This window comes from Pseudomonas granadensis, from assembly GCF_900105485.1.
In the GTDB taxonomy this organism is placed as follows: domain Bacteria; phylum Pseudomonadota; class Gammaproteobacteria; order Pseudomonadales; family Pseudomonadaceae; genus Aquipseudomonas; species Aquipseudomonas granadensis.
The window spans coordinates 681,668-703,740 of sequence record NZ_LT629778.1; the positions used below are offsets into that span (position 1 = coordinate 681,668).

At 58.4% G+C, this 22,073-nt stretch carries 23 protein-coding genes and 1 pseudogene; 9 read left to right on the forward strand and 15 right to left on the reverse strand.

What is annotated here, in order from left to right:
* Window positions 1-50: 50 nt before the first annotated feature.
* The 3 genes and pseudogenes from BLU52_RS02870 to BLU52_RS02880 form a co-directional block, all read right to left on the reverse strand.
* Window positions 51-956, reverse strand: a complete 906-nt coding sequence (locus BLU52_RS02870; protein WP_090281799.1) for an acyltransferase — start codon at window positions 954-956, stop codon at window positions 51-53.
* On the reverse strand, window positions 957-3,056 hold the full coding sequence (gene pta, locus BLU52_RS02875) for a phosphate acetyltransferase (protein WP_090281800.1): 2,100 nt from the start codon (window positions 3,054-3,056) through the stop codon (window positions 957-959).
* A 51-nt stretch (window positions 3,057-3,107) separates the two neighbouring features.
* Window positions 3,108-3,433, reverse strand: a pseudogene (locus BLU52_RS02880) (DUF3565 domain-containing protein).
* Between BLU52_RS02880 and BLU52_RS02885 the strand changes: the two are divergent.
* The 3 genes from BLU52_RS02885 to BLU52_RS02895 all read left to right on the forward strand — a co-directional run bounded on the left by BLU52_RS02885 (window position 3,402) and on the right by BLU52_RS02895 (window position 5,753).
* Entirely contained in the window at window positions 3,402-3,887 is a 486-nt protein-coding gene (locus BLU52_RS02885) for an FKBP-type peptidyl-prolyl cis-trans isomerase (protein WP_090281801.1), read from the forward strand. The pseudogene BLU52_RS02880 and the gene BLU52_RS02885 sit on opposite strands and share 32 nt — an antisense overlap.
* A gap of 123 nt (window positions 3,888-4,010) precedes the next feature.
* Window positions 4,011-4,493: a glutathione peroxidase gene (locus BLU52_RS02890; protein WP_090281802.1), complete on the forward strand. Its 483-nt coding sequence runs from the start codon at window positions 4,011-4,013 to the stop codon at window positions 4,491-4,493.
* A 156-nt stretch (window positions 4,494-4,649) separates the two neighbouring features.
* On the forward strand, window positions 4,650-5,753 hold the full coding sequence (locus tag BLU52_RS02895) for an NADH:flavin oxidoreductase (protein WP_090281803.1): 1,104 nt from the start codon (window positions 4,650-4,652) through the stop codon (window positions 5,751-5,753).
* A gap of 119 nt (window positions 5,754-5,872) precedes the next feature.
* On the opposite strand, the gene BLU52_RS02900 is transcribed toward BLU52_RS02895, so the two are convergent.
* Both BLU52_RS02900 and cysZ read right to left on the reverse strand, forming a co-directional pair.
* Window positions 5,873-7,072: a glycosyltransferase family 4 protein gene (locus BLU52_RS02900; RefSeq protein ID WP_090281804.1), complete on the reverse strand. Its 1,200-nt coding sequence runs from the start codon at window positions 7,070-7,072 to the stop codon at window positions 5,873-5,875.
* A gap of 40 nt (window positions 7,073-7,112) precedes the next feature.
* Entirely contained in the window at window positions 7,113-7,865 is a 753-nt protein-coding gene (gene cysZ / locus BLU52_RS02905; RefSeq protein WP_090281805.1) for a sulfate transporter CysZ, read from the reverse strand.
* A gap of 310 nt (window positions 7,866-8,175) precedes the next feature.
* On the opposite strand from cysZ, the gene trxB reads away from it, so the two are divergent.
* On the forward strand, window positions 8,176-9,138 hold the full coding sequence (gene trxB, locus BLU52_RS02915) for a thioredoxin-disulfide reductase (protein ID WP_016771656.1): 963 nt from the start codon (window positions 8,176-8,178) through the stop codon (window positions 9,136-9,138).
* Between the two features lie 185 nt (window positions 9,139-9,323).
* Here trxB and BLU52_RS02920 read toward each other — a convergent pair whose 3' ends face one another.
* The 6 genes from BLU52_RS02920 to BLU52_RS02945 form a co-directional block, all read right to left on the reverse strand.
* Entirely contained in the window at window positions 9,324-9,662 is a 339-nt protein-coding gene (locus BLU52_RS02920) for a HopJ type III effector protein (RefSeq protein ID WP_090281806.1), read from the reverse strand.
* Window positions 9,655-9,951, reverse strand: a complete 297-nt coding sequence (locus tag BLU52_RS02925) for a DUF1244 domain-containing protein (RefSeq protein ID WP_090281807.1) — start codon at window positions 9,949-9,951, stop codon at window positions 9,655-9,657. Before BLU52_RS02925 ends, BLU52_RS02920 begins: the two co-directional genes overlap by 8 nt.
* 99 nt (window positions 9,952-10,050) lie before the next feature.
* Window positions 10,051-10,422, reverse strand: a complete 372-nt coding sequence (gene folX / locus BLU52_RS02930; RefSeq protein WP_090281808.1) for a dihydroneopterin triphosphate 2'-epimerase — start codon at window positions 10,420-10,422, stop codon at window positions 10,051-10,053.
* Window positions 10,423-10,983: a GTP cyclohydrolase I FolE gene (folE, locus tag BLU52_RS02935; RefSeq protein ID WP_090281809.1), complete on the reverse strand. Its 561-nt coding sequence runs from the start codon at window positions 10,981-10,983 to the stop codon at window positions 10,423-10,425. It abuts the gene before it with no gap.
* Window positions 10,984-11,003: 20 nt separating this feature from the next.
* Window positions 11,004-11,714 carry a dihydromonapterin reductase gene (gene folM / locus BLU52_RS02940; RefSeq protein ID WP_090281810.1) on the reverse strand — a complete coding sequence of 237 codons (711 nt, stop codon included), beginning with the start codon at window positions 11,712-11,714 and terminating at the stop codon, window positions 11,004-11,006.
* 111 nt (window positions 11,715-11,825) lie between these two features.
* On the reverse strand, window positions 11,826-12,395 hold the full coding sequence (locus tag BLU52_RS02945) for an antibiotic biosynthesis monooxygenase (RefSeq protein WP_090281811.1): 570 nt from the start codon (window positions 12,393-12,395) through the stop codon (window positions 11,826-11,828).
* Between the two features lie 212 nt (window positions 12,396-12,607).
* Here BLU52_RS02945 and BLU52_RS02950 point away from each other — a divergent pair, with 212 nt between their 5' ends.
* The gene (locus tag BLU52_RS02950) at window positions 12,608-13,567 is read left to right on the forward strand and encodes a MerR family transcriptional regulator (RefSeq protein WP_090281812.1); all 960 of its coding nucleotides are present in this window, start codon (window positions 12,608-12,610) and stop codon (window positions 13,565-13,567) included.
* Here the strand turns inward: BLU52_RS02950 and BLU52_RS02955 are convergent, their stop codons facing one another.
* Both BLU52_RS02955 and BLU52_RS02960 read right to left on the reverse strand, forming a co-directional pair.
* Window positions 13,568-14,173 (reverse strand): hypothetical protein, encoded by a 606-nt coding sequence (locus tag BLU52_RS02955; RefSeq protein WP_090281813.1) that lies wholly within the window; start codon window positions 14,171-14,173, stop codon window positions 13,568-13,570.
* 72 nt (window positions 14,174-14,245) lie between these two features.
* Window positions 14,246-14,704 carry a PAS domain-containing protein gene (locus tag BLU52_RS02960; RefSeq protein WP_090281814.1) on the reverse strand — a complete coding sequence of 153 codons (459 nt, stop codon included), beginning with the start codon at window positions 14,702-14,704 and terminating at the stop codon, window positions 14,246-14,248.
* 153 nt (window positions 14,705-14,857) lie between these two features.
* Here BLU52_RS02960 and BLU52_RS02965 point away from each other — a divergent pair, with 153 nt between their 5' ends.
* From BLU52_RS02965 to BLU52_RS02980, 4 genes are all read left to right on the forward strand, one after another.
* Window positions 14,858-15,313, forward strand: a complete 456-nt coding sequence (locus tag BLU52_RS02965) for a flavodoxin (RefSeq protein WP_090281815.1) — start codon at window positions 14,858-14,860, stop codon at window positions 15,311-15,313.
* A 130-nt stretch (window positions 15,314-15,443) separates the two neighbouring features.
* A complete protein-coding gene (locus BLU52_RS02970; protein ID WP_090288425.1) occupies window positions 15,444-16,226 on the forward strand; it encodes a class II aldolase/adducin family protein in 783 nt (260 codons plus the stop codon).
* Window positions 16,226-17,128, forward strand: coding sequence for an alpha/beta fold hydrolase (locus BLU52_RS02975; RefSeq protein WP_090281816.1), 903 nt, complete (start codon window positions 16,226-16,228; stop codon window positions 17,126-17,128). Before BLU52_RS02970 ends, BLU52_RS02975 begins: the two co-directional genes overlap by 1 nt.
* Before the next feature lie 159 nt (window positions 17,129-17,287).
* Window positions 17,288-18,199, forward strand: a complete 912-nt coding sequence (locus tag BLU52_RS02980) for an SDR family oxidoreductase (protein WP_090281817.1) — start codon at window positions 17,288-17,290, stop codon at window positions 18,197-18,199.
* Between the two features lie 170 nt (window positions 18,200-18,369).
* Here the strand turns inward: BLU52_RS02980 and BLU52_RS02985 are convergent, their stop codons facing one another.
* Together BLU52_RS02985 and BLU52_RS03000 are read right to left on the reverse strand one after the other, a co-directional pair.
* Complete coding sequence (locus BLU52_RS02985; RefSeq protein ID WP_090281818.1) at window positions 18,370-18,630, reverse strand: hypothetical protein; 261 nt, start codon at window positions 18,628-18,630, stop codon at window positions 18,370-18,372.
* Between the two features lie 647 nt (window positions 18,631-19,277).
* Window positions 19,278-21,458, reverse strand: coding sequence for an S-type pyocin domain-containing protein (locus BLU52_RS03000; RefSeq protein WP_231988005.1), 2,181 nt, complete (start codon window positions 21,456-21,458; stop codon window positions 19,278-19,280).
* Between the last annotated feature and the right edge of the window lie 615 nt (window positions 21,459-22,073).

Below are 22,073 nucleotides of genomic sequence, written 5' to 3' on the forward strand. Positions count from 1 at the left end.
GATGGTGGCTGATCCACTGCTATCGCGAGCAGGCTCACTCCTACAGAGGGTTAGCGGCGGTCGGGATATTCGCGGTGCAGTTGCTCCAGCAACGCATCCTTGTCCAGCCACAGCTGATTGATCCAGCCCTGAAACTGCAAACGATACTCGCCGTCCTGGTCGTAGTTCTTGCCGATGAAGGCCGGTGGAATTTTCAGCTCTTCAAAGTGCACGACCACATCGCGCACATTGCCGCTGAGCAAGTCCCAGAACCCCGGGCGTCCGGCCGGGTAGTGGATGGTCACGTTGACGATCGATTCCAGTTGCTCGCCCATCGCGTCCAGCACAAAGGCGATCCCGCCGGCCTTCGGCTTGAGCAGGTATTTGAACGGCGATTGCTGCTGCGCATGCTTGCCTTCGGTGAAACGCGTGCCTTCGACGAAGTTGAAAATGCCCACCGGGTTATTGCGGAATTTCGCGCAGGTCTTGCGCGTGGTTTCCAGGTCTTTGCCTTTTTTCTCCGGGTGCTTGGCCAGGTAGGCTTTGGAGTAGCGTTTCATGAACGGAAAGCCCAGCGCCCACCACGCCAGACCGATCACCGGGACCCAGATCAGCTCCTGCTTGAGGAAGAATTTCAGCGGCTGAATGCGCCGGTTGAGCACGTATTGCAGCACCAGAATATCGACCCAGCTCTGGTGGTTGCTGGTGATCAGATATGAGTGCTGATAGTCCAGACCTTGCAGGCCGCTGATGTGCCAGCGGGTGCGCCGGACCAGATTCATCCAGCCCTTGTTGTTGCTGATCCACGCCTCGTGAGTGTGGCTCATCAGCCAACCGGCGATGCGTTGCGTCAGGGCGAACGGCAATGCCTTGACCAGCGCCACGCAGAACAGAAACGAGCACAGCAGAATCGTATTGAGCGCCAACAGCAGCGAGGCGATTACGCCGCGCACGGGTGCAGGGAGAAAGTCCAGCATTTACACATCCATAGGTCGGTTGGCGGCTTGAATCGCGGTGAGCGCGATGGTGTAGACGATGTCATCGACTTGCGCGCCGCGCGGCAGATCGTTCACCGGTTTGCGCAAGCCTTGCAGCATCGGCCCGAGACTGACGCAATCGGCGCTGCGCTGCACCGCTTTGTGCGTGGTGTTGCCGGTGTTCAAATCCGGGAACACAAACACCGTGGCGCGCCCGGCAACCTGACTGTTCGGCGCCAGTTGACGGGCCACTTCGGCATTGGCGGCAGCGTCGTATTGCAGCGGGCCGTCGATCAGCAGCGAGTGCTGTTGCTCGTGAGCGAGCAGGGTCGCTTCGCGGACTTTCTCGACTTCTTCGCCGCTGGCCGATTCGCCGCTGGAGTAGCTGATCATCGCCACGCGCGGCGTGATGCCGAACGCCGCAGCCGAGTCAGCGCTTTGCAGGGCGATCTCGGCCAGTTCGCTGGCGCTCGGATGCGGGTTCATCACGCAGTCGCCGTACACCAGCACTTCCTCCGGGAACAGCATGAAAAACACCGACGACACCAAGGTGCAGCCCGGCGCAGTCTTGATCAGTTGCAGCGCCGGGCGGATGGTGTTGGCGGTGGTGTTGATCACCCCGGATACCAGGCCATCGACTTCATCCAGCGCGAGCATCATGGTACCGATCACCACGGTGTCTTCCAGTTGCTGCTCGGCCATCGGCGCGTTGAGGCTCTTGGTCTTGCGCAGGGCGACCATCGGCTCGACGTAGCGCTCGCGAATCAGGTCCGGATCCAGTATCTCCAGCCCCGCAGGCAAGACGATACCCTGAGCGCGGGCCACCGCTTCGACGTCCTCGGGTTTGGCCAGCAACACGCAACGGGCAATCCCGCGTTCCTGGCAGATCGCCGCCGCTTGCACGGTGAACGGCTCGCTGCCTTCGGGCAGAACGATGCGTTTATTGGCCGCTTGCGCACGTTGAATCAGCTGATAGCGGAACACTGCCGGCGACAGACGCATCTCGCGCGGCGTGCCGCAACGCTGGTGCAGCCAGTTGGCGTCGAGATGGCTGGCGACGAAATCGGTGATGATCTCGGCGCGCTCGCGGTCGTCGATCGGAATTTCCTTGTTCAGGCCATTCAACAGGTTGGCGGTGTCGTAGGAGCCGGTGCTCACCGACAACACCGGCAGGCCGGCCTGGAATGCGCCACGGCACAGATCCATGATGCGCGGATCGGGCAGGGTGTCGCTGGTCAGCAGCAGCCCGGCCAGCGGCACGCCGTTGATCGCCGCGAGGCTGACGGCAAGGATGATGTCGTCGCGATCACCCGGCGTCACCACCAGTACACCGGGCTTGAGCAGCTCGACGGTGTTGCGCATGGTCCGCGCGCAAATAATGATGTTGCTCATGCGCCGGGTTTCGTAGTCCCCGGCATTGAGCACTTGCGCGCCCATCAGATCGGCGACGTCGCGGGTGCGCGGCGCGTTGAGTTCCGGTTGGAACGGGATGCAGCCGAGCAAGCGGAAATCACCGCTGCGCAGCAACGGCGAGTGTTCTTTCAGGCGCGCGGCAAAAGCTTCCATGCTCTCGTCAGTCTTGACCTTGTTGAGGATAACGCCGAGCACTTTCGGGTCTTTCGGGCCACCGAACAATTGCGCCTGCAACTCGACGCGGCCGGACAGTTCGGCCAGCACTTCGTTTTCCGGTGCCGAAACCAGAATCACCTCGGCATCGAGGCTCTTGGCTAAGTGCAGATTGACCCGCGCGGCATAACTGGCGCTGCGGGTCGGCACCATGCCCTCAACGACCAGCACGTCTTTGCCGACCGCCGCTTGTTGATACAGGGTGATGATTTCTTCGAGCAGTTCGTCGAGCTGGCCGTCACCGAGCATCCGCTCTACGTGCGCCAGGCCCAGGGGTTGCGGCGGTTTCAGGCCATGGGTGCGCGCCACCAGCTCGGTGGAGCGCTCCGGGCCGGTGTCGCCGGGGTGCGGCTGGGCGATCGGTTTGAAGAAACCGACTTTAAGCCCCGCGCGCTCAAGCGTACGCACCAGCCCGAGACTGATGGAGGTCAGACCCACGCCAAAATCGGTGGGGGCGATAAAAAAAGTTTGCATCGGAATTCTCTATGCAAGGGTGTCCGCCTATGGCTGGCCGACTACCGAAATTCAGTCGCCAAGGTTATCGCTAACCGAGCCTTGTGCGCACCAGCCACAGGCAAAAGGTTGACCTGTTTTTCAATACGTTGCGCCGGGTCGAGCACCCACGCCCGCGATTGCCACGGCGGCTGATGACGCAGGTGCTGGGTGTGGCCACAGGAAAGTTCGACCACCCAATGACCCTCTTCGTCCTGATGAAAGCCTGTGATCGTCGAAACCCGTTTGTCCGGGTTGTGTTCGCTTTCGTGCGATTGCTTCGCTAAACTTGGCCTTTCTATATTCTTATGCAAAAGGTCTCGCCCCATGCTGATCGCCGCCAATAAGGCTGTCTCCATCGACTATACCCTGACCAACGACGCTGGTGAGGTCATCGACAGCTCCGCCGGCGGCGCTCCGCTGGTTTACCTGCAAGGCGCAGGCAACATCATCCCGGGCCTGGAAAAAGCCCTGGAAGGCAAGGCTGTCGGCGACGAGCTGAAAGTAGCCGTCGAGCCGGAAGACGCTTACGGCGAATACGCCGCCGAGCTGGTCAGCACCCTGAGCCGCAGCATGTTCGAAGGCGTCGACGAGCTGGAAGTCGGCATGCAGTTTCACGCTTCGGCGCCGGACGGCCAGATGCAGATCGTGACCATCCGTGACCTCGACGGCGATGACGTGACGGTTGATGGCAACCACCCGCTTGCCGGCCAGCGTCTGAACTTCCAGGTGAAGATCGTCGACATCCGTGACGCCAGCCAGGAAGAAATCGCTCATGGCCACGTCCATGGCGAAGGTGGCCATCACCACTGATTTTCTGCGCTAAGCTTCGAGTACTGGAGAGGCGCCTGCGGGCGCCTTTTTAGTCCGCGGCTGTCCTTGGTAGGCCACGCCAAGTGGCTGTTTCGAGAAGAACAGAGAATCCTGGAGTTCGTCATGAGTGCTTTTCACGACCTTAAGTTGACAGCCCTGGATGGTCAGGAGCTACCGCTGGCGCCGTTCAAGGGCCAAGTCGTGCTGGTGGTCAACGTCGCCTCCAAATGCGGCTTGACCCCTCAGTACGCGGCGCTGGAAAACCTGTATCAGCAATACAAAGGCAAAGGCTTCAGCGTGCTGGGCCTGCCATGCAATCAGTTTGCCGGGCAGGAACCGGGCTCGGAGCAAGAGATTCAGGAATTCTGCAAACTCAACTATGGCGTGACGTTTCCGTTGTCGAGCAAGCTCGAAGTCAACGGCCACGAGCGTCATCAGCTGTACCGTTTGCTGGCGGGCGAGGGCGCCGAATTTCCTGGCGACATCACCTGGAATTTCGAAAAGTTCCTGCTCGGCAAGGACGGCCGCGTACTGGCGCGGTTCTCGCCGCGTACGGCGCCGGATGATCCATCCGTGATTGCCGCGATCGATAAAGCGCTGGGCTGAATCGTGAATATCGCAGCCAGTCGGCTGCGATTTTTTTTGCCTGGCTTTTGACCTTTAATCATTCAGATCAATAGTGGTATCGCGTTAGGCTGCGCGCGCATATTATCGCCGTCATATGAATTCATGACCCGTCGATCATTTTCGTGGAGCCTTTCGATGCCCGTTCAAGCCTTGTTCAAACCGTTCCACCTCGGTGCCCTCGAACTGCCGACCCGCGTGGTCATGGCGCCGATGACCCGCTCGTTTTCCCCAGGCGGTGTGCCGAACTCTAAAGTCATTGAATACTACCGTCGCCGTGCGGCAGCCGGGGTTGGCCTGATCATCACTGAGGGCACCACGGTCGGCCACATCGCCTCCAACGGTTATCCCAACGTCCCGCAGTTCTTCGGTGAAGCGCCATTGGCCGGCTGGAAAAAAGTCGTCGATGCGGTCCACGCCGAAGGCGGCAAGATCGTTCCGCAACTGTGGCATGTGGGTAGCGTGCGCCGCATCGGCACCGAGCCAGATGCCAGCGTGCCGGGCTACGGCCCGTCGGAAAAGCTCAAGGATGGTCAGGTCGTGGTGCACGGCATGACCAAACAAGACATTCAGGAGGTGATCGCCGCATTCGCCCAGGCAGCTAAAGATGCGCAAAGCATCGGCATGGACGGCGTCGAGATCCACGGCGCCCACGGTTACCTGATCGACCAGTTTTTCTGGGAAGGCAGCAACCAGCGCACTGACGAATACGGCGGCAGCCTGGCCAACCGTTCGCGTTTCGCCATCGAACTGATTCAAGCGGTGCGCGCCGCGGTCGGCGAGGGCTTCCCGATCATCTTCCGTTTTTCGCAGTGGAAGCAGCAGGATTACACCGCACGCCTGGTGCAAACACCGGAGGCGCTGGGTGAATTCCTCAAACCGTTGTCTGACGCCGGCGTGGATATTTTCCACTGCTCGACGCGGCGTTTCTGGGAGCCGGAATTCGACGGCTCCGAACTGAACCTGGCCGGCTGGACGCGCAAACTCACCGGCAAACCGACCATCACCGTAGGCAGTGTCGGTCTGGATGGCGAGTTTTTGCAGTTCATGGTCAACACCGACAAGATCGCGCAACCGGCCAGTCTGGAAAACCTGCTGGAGCGTTTGAACAAAGAGGAATTCGATCTGGTGGCGGTAGGGCGTGCGCTGCTGGTCGACCCGGACTGGGCGCAGAAGGTTCGCGAAGGGCGTGAGCAGGATATTTTGCCGTTCAGCCGTGAGGCGTTGATGACGCTGGTTTAAACGGCCCCCAACAGGGCCTCATCGCCAGCAGGCTGGCTCCCATAGGGGATCGTGTTCACAACACAACCCCCTGTAGGAGTGAGCCTGCTCGCGATAGGGGTCTACAAGTCAGCACACATTCAAGGCAGGGTCTGCGCATCCGGCACTACCTGCTCCCCCAGACAAGCCCCGCGCAAATGTCCCTCAAACTGCTCGATGATTGCGCCCCAACCCTGGCGACTCGCATGTTGTCGCGCATTCAGCCGCACACAGCGCAACCGCTCATCTTCTTCCAGCAACCACATAGCCGCCTCGCAAAACGCCTGCTCATCGCCGGGCATCGCCGACACGCCGTTGTAACCATGGCGAATATGCTGCGCCGCGGCTGCCTGATCGTAGGCCACCACGCCCAGTCCCGAGGCCAGTGCTTCGAGTACGACATTGCCGAAGGTTTCAGTCAGACTGGGAAACAGAAATACATCGCCTGACGCATAGTGCGCGGCCAGCGCTTCCCCGCGCTGCGCCCCGCAGAAAATCGCCTCAGGCAAATCCTTCTCCAGCGCTGCACGTTGCGGTCCGTCGCCGACGATGATCAGTTTCAGATTGCGCTGTGGATAACTTGCCCGAAGTTGTTCGAAGCAACGTTTGAGCAGACCAAGGTTCTTTTCAGGCGCGAGTCGTCCTACGTGAATCACGGCAATGTCACGCTCGGACAGTGCCCATTGCTCACGCAGTGCGTTCAGCCGTTTGCTCGGATGGAACAACTGGCTGTCCACGCCCCGCGACAGCAACGCCAAGCGCTCGAAATGCCGTCGTTCCAGTTCCAGCCGCTGACTGACACTCGGCACCAGGGTCAGCGCGGAGCGGTTGTGAAACCAGCGCAGATAATGCGTGAGCATCCGCGTCAGCAAACCGAGGCCGTACTGGCTGGTGTATTGCTGAAAGTTGGTGTGAAAGCCACTGACCACCGCAATGCCCAGGCGCCGTGCCGCTCGCAGCGCCGACAAACCCAGCGGGCCTTCGGTGGCGATGTACAACACGTCCGGCCGCTGGCGCTTCCAGCGGCGCAGCAGTTTGTGCATCGACGACTGACCCCATTGCAGCCCCTGATATCCCGGCAGTGGCCAGCCGCGACACAACAGCAACGCCGCATCCTCACTGCGCTGCGGATCACAGGCCTGCCGTGGCCGCACCAGCTCGACCTGATGCCCGCGGGCGCGCAAGCCCTCGCACAAGCGGCCAAGGGTATTGGCCACGCCGTTGATTTCCGGTGGGAAGGTTTCGCTGATCAGGGTGATGTTTAGCGCTGTCGTCATGACCTCAGTGTCGGCTGAGGCCATGTCGAGGTTGTGACGTTCAGGTGATGGATTTGTGACGGGGTCAGCGTTGGGTCACAAGGTTTTCGGCGCCACGCTCACGCACCCAGAACAACGTCGCCCCGGCCACTGCGGCCGGCATCATCAGGATATTGACCACCGGAATCAGCAGCACCAGATAAACGATCCCGCCAAAGCTCATGCTCTGCCAGCGTTTTTCCCGCAGCCAGGCGAGCATTTCGTTCCAGCCCAGTTTGTGGTTGTCCGCCGGGTAGTCGATGTACTGGATCGCCATCATCCACACGCCGAACAGCAGCCATAGCGGTGCGGCGACGATGTTCACCACCGGAATGAACGACAGGATGAACAGGCCGATCGCTCGGGGCAGGAAGTAGCCGAGCTTGCGCATTTCCCGGGCGAAGGTGCGCGGGATCATTGCGATCAGTTCGCCCCAGCTGAAGGCCGGGAAGTCGTCGGTGCCGCGTACCACCACTTCGACTTTTTCAGCGAGAAAGCCGTTAAAGGGCGCGGCGATCACGTTGGCCAGCATGGTGAAAGTGAAAAACACCATCAGCGCCACGAGTACCACAAACAGCGGCCAGAGAATGTAGCTGAGAAAACTCAGCCACTCGGGCAACGAGGGCATCAGTGTGTCGACCCACAGGCTGAACTGATGGCCTGCCAGATAGATCAATCCGACGAACAGCACCAGGTTGATCGCCAGTGGCAGCAGCACAAACAGGCGCAGGCTGGGGCTGAGAACCAGTTTGAGGCCTTCGCGCAGGTATTGCGGGCCGGACAGAACAGGGGCGGGCATAAGGTGCTCCGAGCAAGGGAAAACGCGCCGACCTTACCGGCTTTGCCGTGACCGGGAAAGCGCGGTAAGGCGATCGACATTCACTGTAACAAAGACGTCCATCACATCAGCGCTTCGGCATAGAGACCACCTATGAGCTGGATTGTTAAACCGTATTTCCTTAATCTTGCCCCCCTCGATACGCTTCACCCAACTTTTTACAGGACTGTCGAGTTCAAGCCTTCCCCAAGGTGTCCACGGTCCTTTTTTATTCCCGCCGGCAGTCCGGCGATCCGCGCCAGTGTTTCGGCCCGGTCAACAGGAGCAGGTCATGTCTGAAGTCCGTCATTCGCGAGTGATTATTCTCGGTTCCGGCCCTGCCGGTTACAGCGCTGCGGTCTACGCGGCCCGTGCCAACCTCAAGCCACTGCTGATCACCGGCATGCAGGCCGGCGGTCAACTGACCACCACCACCGAAGTCGACAACTGGCCGGGCGACGTCCATGGTCTGACTGGCCCGGTGCTGATGGAGCGCATGCGTGAGCACGCCGAGCGCTTTGAAACCGAGATCGTTTTCGATCACATCAACGCCGTCGACTTCGCTGCCAAGCCGTACACCCTGACCGGCGACAGCGCCGTCTACACCTGCGACGCGCTGATCATCGCCACCGGCGCCAGCGCTCGCTACCTGGGCCTGCCTTCGGAAGAAGCGTTCATGGGCAAAGGCGTGTCGGCCTGCGCGACCTGCGACGGTTTCTTCTACCGCAACAAGCCGGTCGCCGTGGTCGGCGGCGGCAACACTGCCGTTGAGGAAGCGCTGTACCTGGCCAACATCGCCAGCACCGTGACCCTGATCCACCGCCGCGAAACCTTCCGCGCCGAGAAGATCCTGATCGACAAGCTCAACGCCCGTGTGGCCGAAGGCAAGATCATCCTCAAGCTCAACGCCAACCTCGACGAAGTGCTGGGCGACAATATGGGCGTGACCGGTGCGCGTCTGCGCAACAACGACGGCAGCTTTGACGAGATCAAAGTCGACGGCGTGTTCATCGCGATCGGCCACACGCCGAACACTTCGCTGTTCGAAGGTCAGTTGACGTTGAAAGACGGTTATCTGGTCGTGCAGGGCGGCCGTGAAGGCAACGCAACCGCGACCAGCGTCGAAGGTATCTTCGCCGCCGGCGACGTGGCAGACCACGTTTACCGTCAGGCCATTACCTCGGCCGGCGCCGGCTGCATGGCGGCACTGGACACCGAGCGTTACCTGGACGGTCTGCAGAACGCTACGTTCTAAGATCGCAGGCACAAAAAAACCGGCCAGATTGGCCGGTTTTTTATGCCCGTTATTCCTGCTCCACCGCAATTCATTGCAGGAGTGAGCCTGCTCGCAATAGCGGTGTACCAGTCAATACAGGAGTCGACTGATACACCGCTATCGCGAGCAGGCTCACTCCTACAGGGAAGGCGTTGCGGCGGGAATCAGCGGCGAGTCAGTGGCTGGGCGGTGAATTTGACGCCGGCCAGGCCGTGCTTGATCAGCGCACGGATATTGCCGTGATCGCTGCCCTCAGGCGTCGCCAGCACCGAGCGGTAGTGCTCGCCAAACGCCAGCAGCGCTTCGTCATCGCTCAGGCCTTCCAGCAACGCCAGGCCCAGAGTCTTGCAGGAACCTTCGTTCTGCCCGGCGGCGTTTTCCACGCCACCGTTGTTGAATGCCTGCGGCTGATAGTCGTAAGCGGCGGCAATGAACGCCAGTGTGTCAGCGAAGGCATGTTCGCCGCTGTCGAGGCTGGCGCGCAGGGTGTTCAGATCAGTCATCGGTCTTTCCTTTGGCGAACGCGGCTTGCTGCTCGGCGCTGGCTTCTTGCTGATATTGGGCTTTCCACTCGGCGTACGGCATGCCGTAAACCACTTCGCGGGCATCGTCGAGGCTGACCTCGATCTGGCGCTCGTCGGCTTCGGCCTTGTACCACTTCGAGAGGCAATTGCGGCAGAATCCGGCGAGGTTCATCAGATCGATGTTCTGCACATCCTTGCGGCTGTCCAGATGGGCGACCAGCCGACGAAAAGCGGCGGCTTCGAGTTCGAGGCGTTGTTGATCAGTCATGGGGGTCTCTGCGAGACAGCTTTGAGCGGCAAGCTTGAAGCTGCAAGATTGGGTCGGGGTTGGCCTTTAGCTTACCGCTTGAAGCTTGGAGCTTGAAGCTCAGCGGCTTGCTGCGAGCGTTATCGATACCGATTCGGCAAATCGCAGCGCATGCGGTTTGTCGACTTCGACTTCGGCGTACAGCACCGATTCGTTGGTCATCACCAGATCGAGCAACTCCTGGGTCAGGCGTTCGAGCAGGGCAAAGCGGTTGCCTTCGACATGGGCGATGATCGCCTTGGTGATGGTGCGGTAATTCAGCGCGTGATCGATGTCGTTGTCACGCACCGCTTCCTGCGCGGCATACAGGATGGTCAGGTTGATCAGCACATCCTGCTTGTTGAGGATTTCGTCCTCGTTGATCCCGATAAAGGTGCGCAAGCGCAGATCCTTGACCCGGATGCGCGCCATTCCCGGTTGAAGTTGTGGCATTTACTTGCTCCGTCCAATCAATTGCAGAAACTCCTGGCGGGTGGTGTTCGAATCGCGGAACGCGCCGAGCATGACCGAGGTGTTCATCGTCGAATTCTGTTTCTCGACACCGCGCATCATCATGCACATGTGTCTGGCCTCGATGACCACGGCAACGCCAGCGGCACCGGTGACCTGTTGCACCGCATCGGCGATTTGCCGGGTGAGGTTTTCCTGAATCTGCAGGCGCCGGGCGAACATGTCCACCAATCGCGCGACCTTCGACAAACCCAGCACCTTGCCCGTCGGAATATAAGCCACATGGGCCTTGCCAATGAAGGGCAGCAGGTGATGTTCGCACAACGAATACAACTCGATGTCGGCGACGATGATCATTTCGTCGGTGTCGGACGCAAACAGCGCGCCATTGACGATTTCCTCGACGCTTTGCGCGTAACCATGACACAGGTATTGCATGGCCTTGGCCGCGCGCACCGGGGTGTCGAGCAAGCCTTCGCGATCGGGGTTTTCACCGAGGCCGAGGAGGATTTCACGGTAATTCTCAGGCAGTGAGCGGGTCATGGAAATCCTCGCGATTCGGCTTATTTAAGGTGCCGTCCGCCGTTGACGGTCAGGGTCGTACCGGTGACATAGGGGTTGTCGAGCAGATAGCGCAGGCTCTGGTAGATCACTTCGCTGCCGGGCTCGATGCCCAGCGCCGATTTGGCCAGCGCCTTGGCGCGGTACGCCGCGTTGTCGTCGGGATTGAACAATAGCAGGGCCGGGGCGATGCCGTTGACCTTGATGGCCGGCGCATAGCGCGCCGCGAAAGACAGGGTCAGGCTGTCGAGCCCGGCTTTGCTCGCGCAGTAGCCAATGTGCTTGCTGCTGCCCTTGCGAGTGACATCATCGCTGATGTGGACGATGTCGGCGGGCGTCGAGCGTTGCAGCAGATCGGCGCAGTGCAGATTGATCAGATACGGCGCGAGCATGTGCAGATTGATCATGCGTGTGAAAGCTTCGGTCTCGTTGCCTGGCGTTTCGGCGAGCCATTCGGAGGCGTTGTGCACGATTGCGCGCAGGCTGTCGGTGTGGTTTTTCAGTTCGCTGATGAACGTCAGAATCCCGGCCTCAGTGGCGAAATCTGCAAACAGGCCGATGGCGCCCAGATCGCGCAAGGTCTGTACGCCGGGGCGTTCGGTGCGGTAAGTGAAGATGACCCGATGACCGTCTTCAAGCAAACGCTGCGCGCAATGCAGACCGACACGTTGTGCGGCGCCAGTGATGAGAATCGGGGCGGCGGAATCAGGCATGAACGGCTCGCAACGCTGGGAAAGCAAAAACTATAACAGCGAGCGCAGCCGCACACCTATTACCGCAAAGACCAAGACCTGTGAGCGAGCAGGCTCGCTCTCACAAAAGAATCAGTGATGTTGCGTAGAGGGTGTCGCCGGTAACCGCCGCGCCGGCGTGCTGTTCAACCAGTTCGCCAGCAAACGCGTCGACAGCGGAATGAACAGGTACACCATCAATGGCGTCAGGCACGCGGTGCTGATCAGCACGCGTGGCAGCAAGCTCATTTCGCCCAGCAATGGGCCAAGCAAAAAGTTGAAAATCAGCGACACGGGAAAAAACGCCAGCCAGATCGCCACGGCCTGCTTCCAGCGCGGCGGACGTTGTCCGGCAGCGCCGAACCAGCCTTCGATACCGCTGACCCTATGTTCCTTGGGGTGGGCGAACAGGTCGCTGCCACGGCTCAGCCACGCGGTGCGCGATGCCGAATGTTCCCAGGCGTGCAGGGTTTGCTCATCGACAAAGCGGAAGATGATCTGGAATTCGTTATCGCCGGGCGGCGGAGCGAGCACACCGGAACCCAGATAACCGGAAAAGTCCGTGGCCAGTTGTTCGCCTTCGCGCAACCAGGTCATGAGGTCCTGGTAGCGGCCGTCGGCGACGCGACGGGCTACCATCAGCGTGACGGGGGAAGTAGACATTTTGTATCTCCATATTTCAATCGCGTCGCTCCGGGTAGGAGGTTCGCCTGACGCAGCGCCGGGGTAGAGGGCTGCGCTTTTCATCAAGCAAGGATTATTCCGGTTTTTCCCGATTAAACCAGCGACATTCGTCGCATTTGCCTACTTGAACGCTATCGGCGGATAAGCGTTAGAATGGGATCCAAATTTCTGACATGGAAGTTAAGTGTTCTATGCCTGTGATCACGGACGCAAACCCTGCTTCGCAGGTATCAGAGGCGCTGCAACGCGCCGAGCTGTTCCCCATTCGTGAAGTCGCCCGGCTCACTGGCGTGAACCCGGTAACCTTGCGCGCCTGGGAACGGCGCTATGGCTTGATCCAGCCGACACGCACCGAAAGCGGGCATCGGCTCTACTCGATGAGCGAAATCGAGCGTGTACGCAGCATCGTCGACTGGATCGATCGCGGCGTCGCGGTCAGCAAGGTCGGCAAGATTCTCGCCAAGACCGAACCGCTGAAAGCCCTGGCGCATATCATTCCTGACGATCTGGTTCAGGCTGATTACCGGCAATGGCAGGAACAGATCCAGCAGGCAGTCAGTGCATTCGATGATCAGCAACTGGATCGGGTCTATGGGCAGATCTTCTCTTCTTATGCCTTGGCGGTGGCGTTCCAGGACATCCTGATGCCGTTGTGGCGGCACATGCTGCAACGTCAGGACGCGTTCGGGCAAACCAGCGAGTGGCTGTTCTACGACGGATTCCTGCGCGCGCGGGTGCTGCAACGGATTGTCATGCTGCGCGGCGCGCAACCGCGACGGGTGATCGTCAGCGCGCTGGCCGGGCAATGCCGTGAGCTGGAACTGCTGGTGGCGGCGCTGTTTCTCAGCGGCAACAATTCCGGGGTTCGGGTGTTGACCACCGGCCAGCCGTTCGATGAACTGACGCTGGTCTGCGAAAAGGTCAGACCCGATGCGCTGGTGCTGTTTTCCAACCATGCGCCCACCACCGATTTGCCGCGGCGTCTGAATCGCCTTGCGTTGGGTCTTGATTGCCAATTGATGCTGGCCGGGGATGCAGCGGATCTGGCGGAGGACAGTCTGGCCGGATCTTCGGTTGCCTGTCTGGGTAATGAAGGCACGAACATGCGTCAACGCATGATGCAATTTCTAGCGGGAAATCTGGATACCTGATCAGTTATGCAGAGCAGGGTGGGTCAGGCGATGTTGCTGCAGAATGAACTGGCGCAGACGTTCGGTTTCGTCGCTGTCGGTCTGACTCAGTTCGTAGGCATAAAAACCGTTTTCGGTTTCTCGTTCGAAATGCCCGCGCAGTGAAATCCGCTCGTATCCGGAAGGGCTGAACCACAACGCGAAATGCTTGGGTGGCTTGGTCTTGTTGCGCACTTCCAGCAACACACCCTTGTGCGACACCTCATGTACCCACAACGTCCCCGGCTGTCCTTTGGCGTTTTCCAGCGCTACCGGCTCTTCCAACACCAGTCGCCATGGCCTTACCGATGGGCCGTCTTCGTAGATGCTCGGGACGCCGAGGCGCAGATGCAGCGCGTGGAATTCGTCTTCGACCAAATGCAACGGGAAGGTCATTTGCTGGTTTTCGAAGTTGGCCTGGATGGTCACTTGCTCGTGGGCGGCCAGCCGCGTGAGCAGATCGCGGATCTGCGAACCGCCGTTAACCAGCAGACTCGACGTCGCATCCCGCACGTTCAGTTTCGGGTTGTGCTGCATCTTCTGGATGAAATCCAGCTCATCCTGAGTGAGAAGGGCGTCGCGCTGCATGGCTAACTCGAAAGATATAATTACAAAGTCATTGTTGATTGTAGTTAATGACCATCGGTTCGCGGTTTTGTTTTAACCGTTGGTCGCTTTCAAAGCATTCAGTTCCGCCTGCAAGGCGGCAACCTGGGCTTCCAGTTGCGCCACGCGTTGCTGAGCCTTGATCTGAACGGTCACGTCTTTCTGCACACCGACGAAGTAGGTTTGGCCATCGTCGGCATTCTTCACTGTCGATAGCGACAGTTCGTTCCAGAATGGCGTGCCGTCCTTGCGATAGTTACGCAGGATCTCCCGACACGATCCACCGTCCCGCAGAACGTCACGAATCAGACTCAGACTCTCCTGGTCACGGTCACCGGCCTGGAGAAAGCGGCAGTCCTGATAGAGAATTTCTTCGCTGGTATAGCCGGTCAGACGTTCGAACGCCGGATTGACGTAAATGAGAATGTTGTCCTGCTCGCCTTCCTTTTCCGCTACGACGATTCCATCGTTGGAAGCGTTGATCACCATTTGCAGCAGACTGGCATTGATCATCCCTGAATTCCTATAATTAGTTGGCGTTTGGCATTCTAGAAGAACCTTGGCGGCTGTCTACTGGCCATTAACGCCAGTTGAGATTCAATCGCAGCCTTGCGCGACGGACTGTTACTATCGCCGACCTCATTTTCAGTTTTCAGGATCAGATTGATGAAAGTCGCCATCCTCTCCGGTTCGGTCTACGGCACCGCCGAAGAAGTCGCCCGTCACGCCCAGAACCTGTTGAAAGCCGCCGGTTTTGAAACCTTCTATAACTCGCGCGCCACGCTTGCTGACATTGAGACATTCGGCCCGCAAGCATTTCTTGCCGTGACCTCGACCACCGGCATGGGTGAGCTGCCCGACAACCTGCAACCGCTGTATTCGAGCATTCGTGACCAGTTGCCGGCCGCCTGGCGCGGTTTGCCGGGCGCGGTGATCGCCTTGGGCGACTCCAGTTACGGCGATACGTTCTGCGGCGGCGGGGAACAGATGCGTGAGTTGTTTGCTGAGCTGGGCGTAAACGAGGTGCAAGAAATGTTGCGCCTCGACGCGAGCGAAAGCGTCACCCCGGAAACCGATGCCGAGCCGTGGCTGGCGCAGTTCATCGAAGCGCTCAAGGGCTGAGCGGATCCTGGCAGCTTGCATGGCTGACTCGATCAGTCATCAAGCTGGCTGCCAATGCAACTACGCGATCACCTGCGTCTGACTAGACTGCGCATACGTGCAGAACAACAAGAACGCAGAGGTGCATACAGTGAGCGTAGCCCCCGTCCCATCGTCCCTTGATGTCAAAAGCCAGGTCAGCGTCGCCGAATGGCAGACCCGTGTCGACCTTGCCGCCTGCTATCGGCTGGTCGCACTGCATGGCTGGGACGACCTGATCTTCACGCACATCTCCGCCAAAGTCCCCGGCACCGAAGACTTCCTGATCAACCCGTTCGGACTGATGTTCCATGAGATTACTGCCTCGAGCCTGGTGAAAGTCGACCAGGCCGGCAACAAACTCATGGCCAGCCCCTACGAAATCAATCCGGCCGGTTACACCATCCACAGCGCAGTGCATGAAGTGCGCCACGATGTGGTGTGTGTGCTGCACACCCACACCGCTTCCGGTGTCGCGGTGTCGGCGCAAAAGCAGGGCGTGTTACCGATCAGCCAGCAATCGCTGTTCGTGCTGTCGAGCCTGGCTTATCACGCCTACGAAGGCGTGGCGCTGAATCACGAAGAGAAGGCGCGCTTGCAGGCCGATCTCGGTGACAGCAATTTCCTCATGTTGCACAACCACGGCCTGCTGACCTGCGGCGGCACCATTGCCGATACCTTTCTGATGATGTTCACCTTCCAGCGTGCCTGCGATATTCAGGTGATGGCGCAAACCGGCGGCGCTGAACTGATCGCCATCGAGCCGCAGATTCTGGCGGGCGCCAAAGCGATGATCGCCGGCGTTACCAAAAGCGCCCAAGGCATGGGCGGCGCGCTGGCCTGGCCGGCGTTGCTGCGTAAACTCGATCAACAAGACCCCGGATATAAACTCTGATGCCACTCGCCGAGATTCCTCTGTGTATCTGGCGCAAGCGCAGCCGGACCTTTGTTTTTCGCGGTCAGCCGATTCGCTACTGGACAGCGGGGCAGGGTGAGCCGTTGTTGCTGATCCACGGTTTCCCGACCGCCAGTTGGGACTGGCATTACCTCTGGCAGCCATTGGCCCAGCGCTATCGTGTGATCGCCTGCGACATGCTCGGTTTCGGCGATTCGGCCAAACCGCTCAAGCACACCTACAGCCTGCTGGAACAGGCCGATCTGCAGCAGGCGTTGCTCGCGCATGTGCAGGCTGAACAACCGCTGCACATTTTTGCCCATGACTACGGCGACAGCGTTGCCCAGGAATTGCTGGCGCGGCATTACGAAGGGCGCATCGAAGTCGCCAGTTGCGTGTTTCTCAATGGCGGCTTGTTCCCCGAAACCCATCGTCCGGTGCTGATGCAGAAATTGCTGCTCAGCCCGCTGGGCTGGATCATCGGCCGTGCGTTCAGCCGTGATGCGCTGGTAAAGAGCTTTCGACATATTTTCGGCCCGCACACCGGCCCGAGCGAAAGTGAACTGGATGATTTCTGGAGCCTGGTCGAGAGCAATCACGGGCCACGGATCATGCACAAACTGATCAACTACATTCCCGAGCGACGGGTGCAGCGTGATCGCTGGGTCAGTGCGATGCAACGCGACGAGATTCCGTTACGAGTGATCGATGGTGAGTTCGATCCGATTTCCGGAGCGCACATGGTCGCGCGTTACCGCGAACTGATTCCGAATGCCGACACCGTGCTGTTGCCGGGGATTGGTCATTACCCGCAGACCGAAGCGCCGGTGCAGGTGCTCAAGCATTACCTGGAATTCCGCGAGCGTCTGGTACTGCCGCCGCGCAAGGTCGCGTATTCCTGATCGGGCCGGGAGGCATGCAGCCTCTCGCTGGCCCAAGGCTTTTTCATCATCCCCCAGCCTTATCGCGCACCATTCAGCCGCAGTCGTGTTCGTTGTGACCCAAAGCGCTGTGCCTGACACTCCCGGTCAATGTTCCATTGGCCTGTTGGAGTTGCCGCGATGAATGAGTCTGTGCGTTTCGAAGATAAAGTCGTAATCGTCACCGGGGCCGGTGGTGGCCTGGGACGCGCCCACGCATTGCTGTTCGCCAGGCAGGGCGCGAAGGTGCTGGTCAACGATCTGGGCGGCTCGACTCAGGGCGAAGGCGCCAATGCCTCCGCGGCCGATCGTGTCGTCGCCGAGATCCGCGCGGCTGGCGGCATCGCTGAGGCCAACCACGACTCGGTCACCGATGGCGACAAACTGGTGCAGAACGCCCTCGATGCCTTTGGCCGCGTCGATGTGGTGGTCAACAACGCCGGTATCCTGCGCGACAAGACCTTCCACAAGATGGACGACGCCGACTGGGACCTGGTTTACCGCGTTCACGTCGAAGGCGCCTACAAAGTTACCCGCGCTGCGTGGCCACACTTGCGCGAGCAAAACTACGGCCGCGTAATCTTCACCGCCTCGACGTCCGGGATTTACGGCAACTTTGGGCAGTCCAACTACGGAATGGCCAAACTCGGTCTTTACGGTTTGACCCGCACGCTGGCCATTGAAGGGCGCAAGAACAACATCCTCGTCAACGCCATTGCCCCGACGGGCGGCACGCGCATGACCGAAGGCCTGATCCCGCCGCAAGTCTTCGAGCAACTCAAACCAGAGCTGGTCAGCCCGTTGGTGGTGTATCTGGCCAGCGAGCAATGCCAGGAAACCTCCGGGTTGTTCGAGGTCGGTGGCGGCTGGATGGGCAAGGTGCGCTGGGAGCGCAGCCTCGGTGCCGGGTTTGATCCGCGGGTAGGGTTTTCACCGGAAGATGTGGCAGCGCACTGGCAGCAGATCTGCGATTTCGAAGGGGCGGCGCATCCGCAGGACAATATTGAAGCGTTGAAAGAGATGATGGCGAATTTGCAGAAGTATTCTCTGTAAGACGGAGGATGAATCGCGGATGGAATAGGTAATAAGGCCGCCAAGCTTGCGCTTGGTGGCCTTGATCGCTGGCTTCCGAAGAAATAATAACGGCACTGAGCGACCTTCCGCCAAAGCCGACATGCATCCTTAGGCTCCCTGTCGGTTGGAAAAACGTGCAGTGCCTGACTTCAGATGTATCTTCTTTCTGTCATGTACGCCGGTGGCTTCCAGTTTGGCCCTTTCACTGCGAGCCCATGTTTACCATTAGCCAGCAAGCCGGCGTTGATGAGTCGCGCATAGGCATCTTCAAGCGCACCATACTCTTCGAGGAGTTCGCGATTGTAAATTCTTATCATCATATCCAGATGTGGTGTTGCTTGTATCAGAGCAAACACAGTGACGATATCGTCAAGAGTTTCGTTTTTGACAATCATCTCGAAGGTGCTCATTGTCACATCTCCTTCAGCAATGTCTGATAATGACGTTCCGCCTGATCCGCTGCGGTAATGAGTGTTGGAAGTCACTATCACTTTCTCCAATGATCGCTGAGCCCTTCATAAGCAGTGGAGAGCATGCAAGCGAAGGCCTGCATGCTTGAGCTCGGCGACCTTAATTACGGCTTAGTATATTTATTATCGATCATAAACTTTGGCGCTCTCCAGTTAGGTCCTTTCACGGCAATCGGACCGCTGCCATTGGCTAACCCGCCTTGTTCAAGCGCAACGTATTCTCTAAGAAGTTTGCGGTGCGGATCTTAATTGCCATCTTCTAGCATTATTAAACCTATCTGCTTAAGCATTCGGAGCACTCGATTGTTAAAATGATAGTTGAGTGGTTCACTCTATTTTGCGCGTACCGTTTTCTGTCAGGAATGCCGGCGTTGTCCAATTTGGGCCTTTGATAGTGTTACCATTTTCATCATTGCATAGTACTCCGTTAGTGAATAGTGAGTTATAAGTGTCCACGAATACACTATGGGGGATATTGTTGCAATGTCGTGAGTACATTCGATCGATGCGCATGGGATGAAATGATAGTGCGAGGAATGAAATGACATCTGCCATAGGTTCGTTTTTTATAATTTCCTCGACGGTATTCATTGGGTAAAATTCCTCATTTCTATTTCATGTTCTCGTTGATCTTGAGCGTCCATGGCATTGATTGCCTGTTCGTTGTAAAGCAGAGACAATTCGCTTCCAAGTTTGTAATCCTCGAGGGTGGCGGTGTGTGCGTTGTTCCATATCGGAGATTCATTGCCGGGGGATGTATTATCGCTATAACCAAAATTTCGGTATCGTTCCAGCTCTCTTAACTCATGAGTGTAGTAGCGCAGATCAGTGTCCGTGAGATTCAAATCGTTCTTAAAAATTTTCTCTAATCGTTGGATCATGATGTCGTTGGCATCTGATTGATTGAGTCTCGCTACGTGTAATTTCACCGCGATGATTCCTGCTTGAGTGATGACCGCCGTGCGCCAATCCAAATCCAATATTGGCCCACCCGCCTGCTCCGGGTTGTAAGTCCGGCCACTGTATTTGCCTTTGACATACCCTCCTGCATAAGGACTGCTAATCACCACATAAAGCGGCGCAATCCCCGAGTCAGCGGGAAACACGATGATGAATCGATCCCAGCCTTCAACCAGCACCGGATTCAGATCCAGTCGGCCTGCGACCGCAACGATGGTTGCGCCGGAATAGTCGGGTGGTTCGATGTTCACCGCAGGCGATTCGGTTGAGGTTTTTCCCGGTGAAATGGCCGGTGTCCAGGTCAGGAAATCCGTAGGCGAATCTGGCAGCGCGGTTTCATAAACGTCATTGAGCAGGTCATACGTTGCCTGTAAAACCGGCACGTCCGAGCGAATGTGGAAATCGTCGGTCGTGGCGACAAATACTTCCGCCACTTCACCCAGCGGCCTTACGCCCAAACCGACGGGCAGGTTCAACATGCCTCGGCGGTCTGCCAGCTCTCGCAACGTCTGTGGGGATTGCGCTGAAAGCTCGGCCAAGGGAACGCTCACGGAAAAGCGTTCGCCGTTGCCCAGGCGGGACGGCGCCAACATTGCTGCGAAGCCGATCAGTGCCGGGGTAATCAGCCCGGCGCCAGCCGCTGTCAGCGTCGGCAGCGCCGCTCGCAGTGCGGCCAGTATCGCTGAGGAGGTAGAGGGCGCCAGAACGATAGCCGTCGATGCGAAGGAAAAGGCAGGACTGGCAGATGCCACGGCTCCCGACGCCGGGTAAACCCGCTGAAACTCAGAAGGATGTGGCTCCTCGCCCCGTTGCTGCCGCTCAGCTTGAAGCCGGTCCTGTTCGGCGGCCTCTGCCGCTGCTTGCGCTTGAGTCAACGCGTTTTCCAGTGCCGCCAGGCGTTCTTTTTCTTGAGCCTCGGCCTCAGCCAGCGTCACCTTAAGCGCCTCGATCCGGGCTCTTTCCCGCTCTCGAGCTTCAGCTTCGATTCCTGCCTTTTCTGCAGCAAGGCGCGCGTGTTCAGCTTCCTGACGGTGTTTTTCGACCAAGGCAGCGAGGCGTTGCTGCTCACGAACTCGCGCCTCCTCTCGCTCGCGTCGGGCCTTTTCGGCAAGGGCTTGTTGGCGATGTTGCTCGGCGGCGATCCGGGTACGTTCGGCGGTCTGTCTGGCCAGCTCCCGATCGTTGGCCTGGGAGGCGGCAAGCCAGGTGTAGTAGTTGGTTTTCTGCACACTGAGAATGTCGATGGCCTGAGACAACAGCCTGACCTCATGAGCCGCTCGATAGGACTCGGTCCAGGCGTGCATGGCTACGCCATAGGGCTTGACGAGCGGCTCGATCAGCGAGGCTCTCTGGTAAAACTGCAGCAGTGTCTTATTGGCTGGGTCGCTGCCGAAAAACTGATTGGCCAGGACTGTTTTTTGCTGAAGTTCCGCAGTCTTGCGCGCTATGAGTCTGTCGCGCACTTCAAGTTCGCGAATTACCGCTTGAGTCGGCGGCAAATAATGATTGACTCCCTCCCGCCGAAGGGTTGTCAATTCCTGTTCGATGGTTTGCGGTAATTGATTCGTGCGGATTTTATATTCGTTTTCCAGAACCTGGATATTTGACTGTATGGCCTGGCCGGTCATCAGAATGTTCTGGTTTGGTCCGAACATACCGCTGCCGGAGGGAATTCTGCTTGAACCGGACGGGATCAGGACAGGTACATTGTCAGGAGCGACGCCCCTTATATGAATGCCTTCATCTACTGTCCATTCCCATGTTGGAGGTTTCGCCATATTCACATCCTTTTTGAATAAGGTAATCAATGTTATGGGCGCGTTAGTCCTTGGCGCACACAGTTATTTGCTTGGCTTAAGTTACAGCAATGCGGGTTGGCTTGATTCTGATTAGGTTGTAGTCAATTGCGATTTGATAAGTATGAAAGTTGATCGCGAATTGGGGTCGCCGGTTATTTTCCATTTGAGATATGGAAATTTCTGACAATGCGTTGGGCATCGTCTTTCAGTGCAACGTCTTTTTCTTACAGGCATAAAAAAGGCCGCTGCAAACGCAGCGGCCAAGGCAAGACGTTGGATCAAGGAGCTACAAATCAACGTCAGTGAACAGCGGGTTGATCAAACGAAACCTTCGATTGATCTGAAATCTGTCTGCCATGGCCCGAACTGCTCAAAGGCCGAGGCTTCATGCTTTGCGGAGATCCCGTGAAAGCGCACTCAGAATACGGCGTTGGGTCTGTAGGAAAAATACCGATTCCGGACATGCACTGTTGCGGAGCATGTAACAGTGTCGTGCGCTGAACGGCACCATGCGTAGCGCTGATGATCATTCATCCAGCCGGTCCATGAACGGCGCAACGCCCCGCGGCGTGAGGGCATTCATCCTTTCGAGCGACAACGCGAATACCTCCTTGGTGCGCTTAT

Excerpts from the sequence above, each read along its gene's own strand:
- folX (WP_090281808.1), bottom strand. The coding sequence starts at position 10,422 with ATGCCACAACTTCAACCGGGAATGGCGCGCATCCGGGTCAAGGATCTG.
- BLU52_RS02980 (WP_090281817.1), top strand. The coding sequence starts at position 17,288 with ATGAATGAGTCTGTGCGTTTCGAAGATAAAGTCGTAATCGTCACCGGG.
- BLU52_RS02945 (WP_090281811.1), bottom strand. The coding sequence starts at position 12,395 with ATGTCTACTTCCCCCGTCACGCTGATGGTAGCCCGTCGCGTCGCCGAC.
- BLU52_RS02955 (WP_090281813.1), bottom strand. The coding sequence starts at position 14,173 with ATGCAGCGCGACGCCCTTCTCACTCAGGATGAGCTGGATTTCATCCAG.
- BLU52_RS02925 (WP_090281807.1), bottom strand. The coding sequence starts at position 9,951 with ATGACTGATCAACAACGCCTCGAACTCGAAGCCGCCGCTTTTCGTCGG.
- BLU52_RS02870 (WP_090281799.1), bottom strand. The coding sequence starts at position 956 with ATGCTGGACTTTCTCCCTGCACCCGTGCGCGGCGTAATCGCCTCGCTG.
- BLU52_RS02950 (WP_090281812.1), top strand. The coding sequence starts at position 12,608 with ATGCCTGTGATCACGGACGCAAACCCTGCTTCGCAGGTATCAGAGGCG.
- folE (WP_090281809.1), bottom strand. The coding sequence starts at position 10,983 with ATGACCCGCTCACTGCCTGAGAATTACCGTGAAATCCTCCTCGGCCTC.
- BLU52_RS02975 (WP_090281816.1), top strand. The coding sequence starts at position 16,226 with ATGCCACTCGCCGAGATTCCTCTGTGTATCTGGCGCAAGCGCAGCCGG.
- pta (WP_090281800.1), bottom strand. The coding sequence starts at position 3,056 with ATGCAAACTTTTTTTATCGCCCCCACCGATTTTGGCGTGGGTCTGACC.
- BLU52_RS02960 (WP_090281814.1), bottom strand. The coding sequence starts at position 14,704 with ATGATCAATGCCAGTCTGCTGCAAATGGTGATCAACGCTTCCAACGAT.
- BLU52_RS02920 (WP_090281806.1), bottom strand. The coding sequence starts at position 9,662 with ATGACTGATCTGAACACCCTGCGCGCCAGCCTCGACAGCGGCGAACAT.
- BLU52_RS02985 (WP_090281818.1), bottom strand. The coding sequence starts at position 18,630 with ATGAGCACCTTCGAGATGATTGTCAAAAACGAAACTCTTGACGATATC.
- BLU52_RS02895 (WP_090281803.1), top strand. The coding sequence starts at position 4,650 with ATGCCCGTTCAAGCCTTGTTCAAACCGTTCCACCTCGGTGCCCTCGAA.
- folM (WP_090281810.1), bottom strand. The coding sequence starts at position 11,714 with ATGCCTGATTCCGCCGCCCCGATTCTCATCACTGGCGCCGCACAACGT.
- BLU52_RS02885 (WP_090281801.1), top strand. The coding sequence starts at position 3,402 with ATGCTGATCGCCGCCAATAAGGCTGTCTCCATCGACTATACCCTGACC.
- cysZ (WP_090281805.1), bottom strand. The coding sequence starts at position 7,865 with ATGCCCGCCCCTGTTCTGTCCGGCCCGCAATACCTGCGCGAAGGCCTC.
- BLU52_RS02900 (WP_090281804.1), bottom strand. The coding sequence starts at position 7,072 with ATGGCCTCAGCCGACACTGAGGTCATGACGACAGCGCTAAACATCACC.
- trxB (WP_016771656.1), top strand. The coding sequence starts at position 8,176 with ATGTCTGAAGTCCGTCATTCGCGAGTGATTATTCTCGGTTCCGGCCCT.
- BLU52_RS02965 (WP_090281815.1), top strand. The coding sequence starts at position 14,858 with ATGAAAGTCGCCATCCTCTCCGGTTCGGTCTACGGCACCGCCGAAGAA.
- BLU52_RS02890 (WP_090281802.1), top strand. The coding sequence starts at position 4,011 with ATGAGTGCTTTTCACGACCTTAAGTTGACAGCCCTGGATGGTCAGGAG.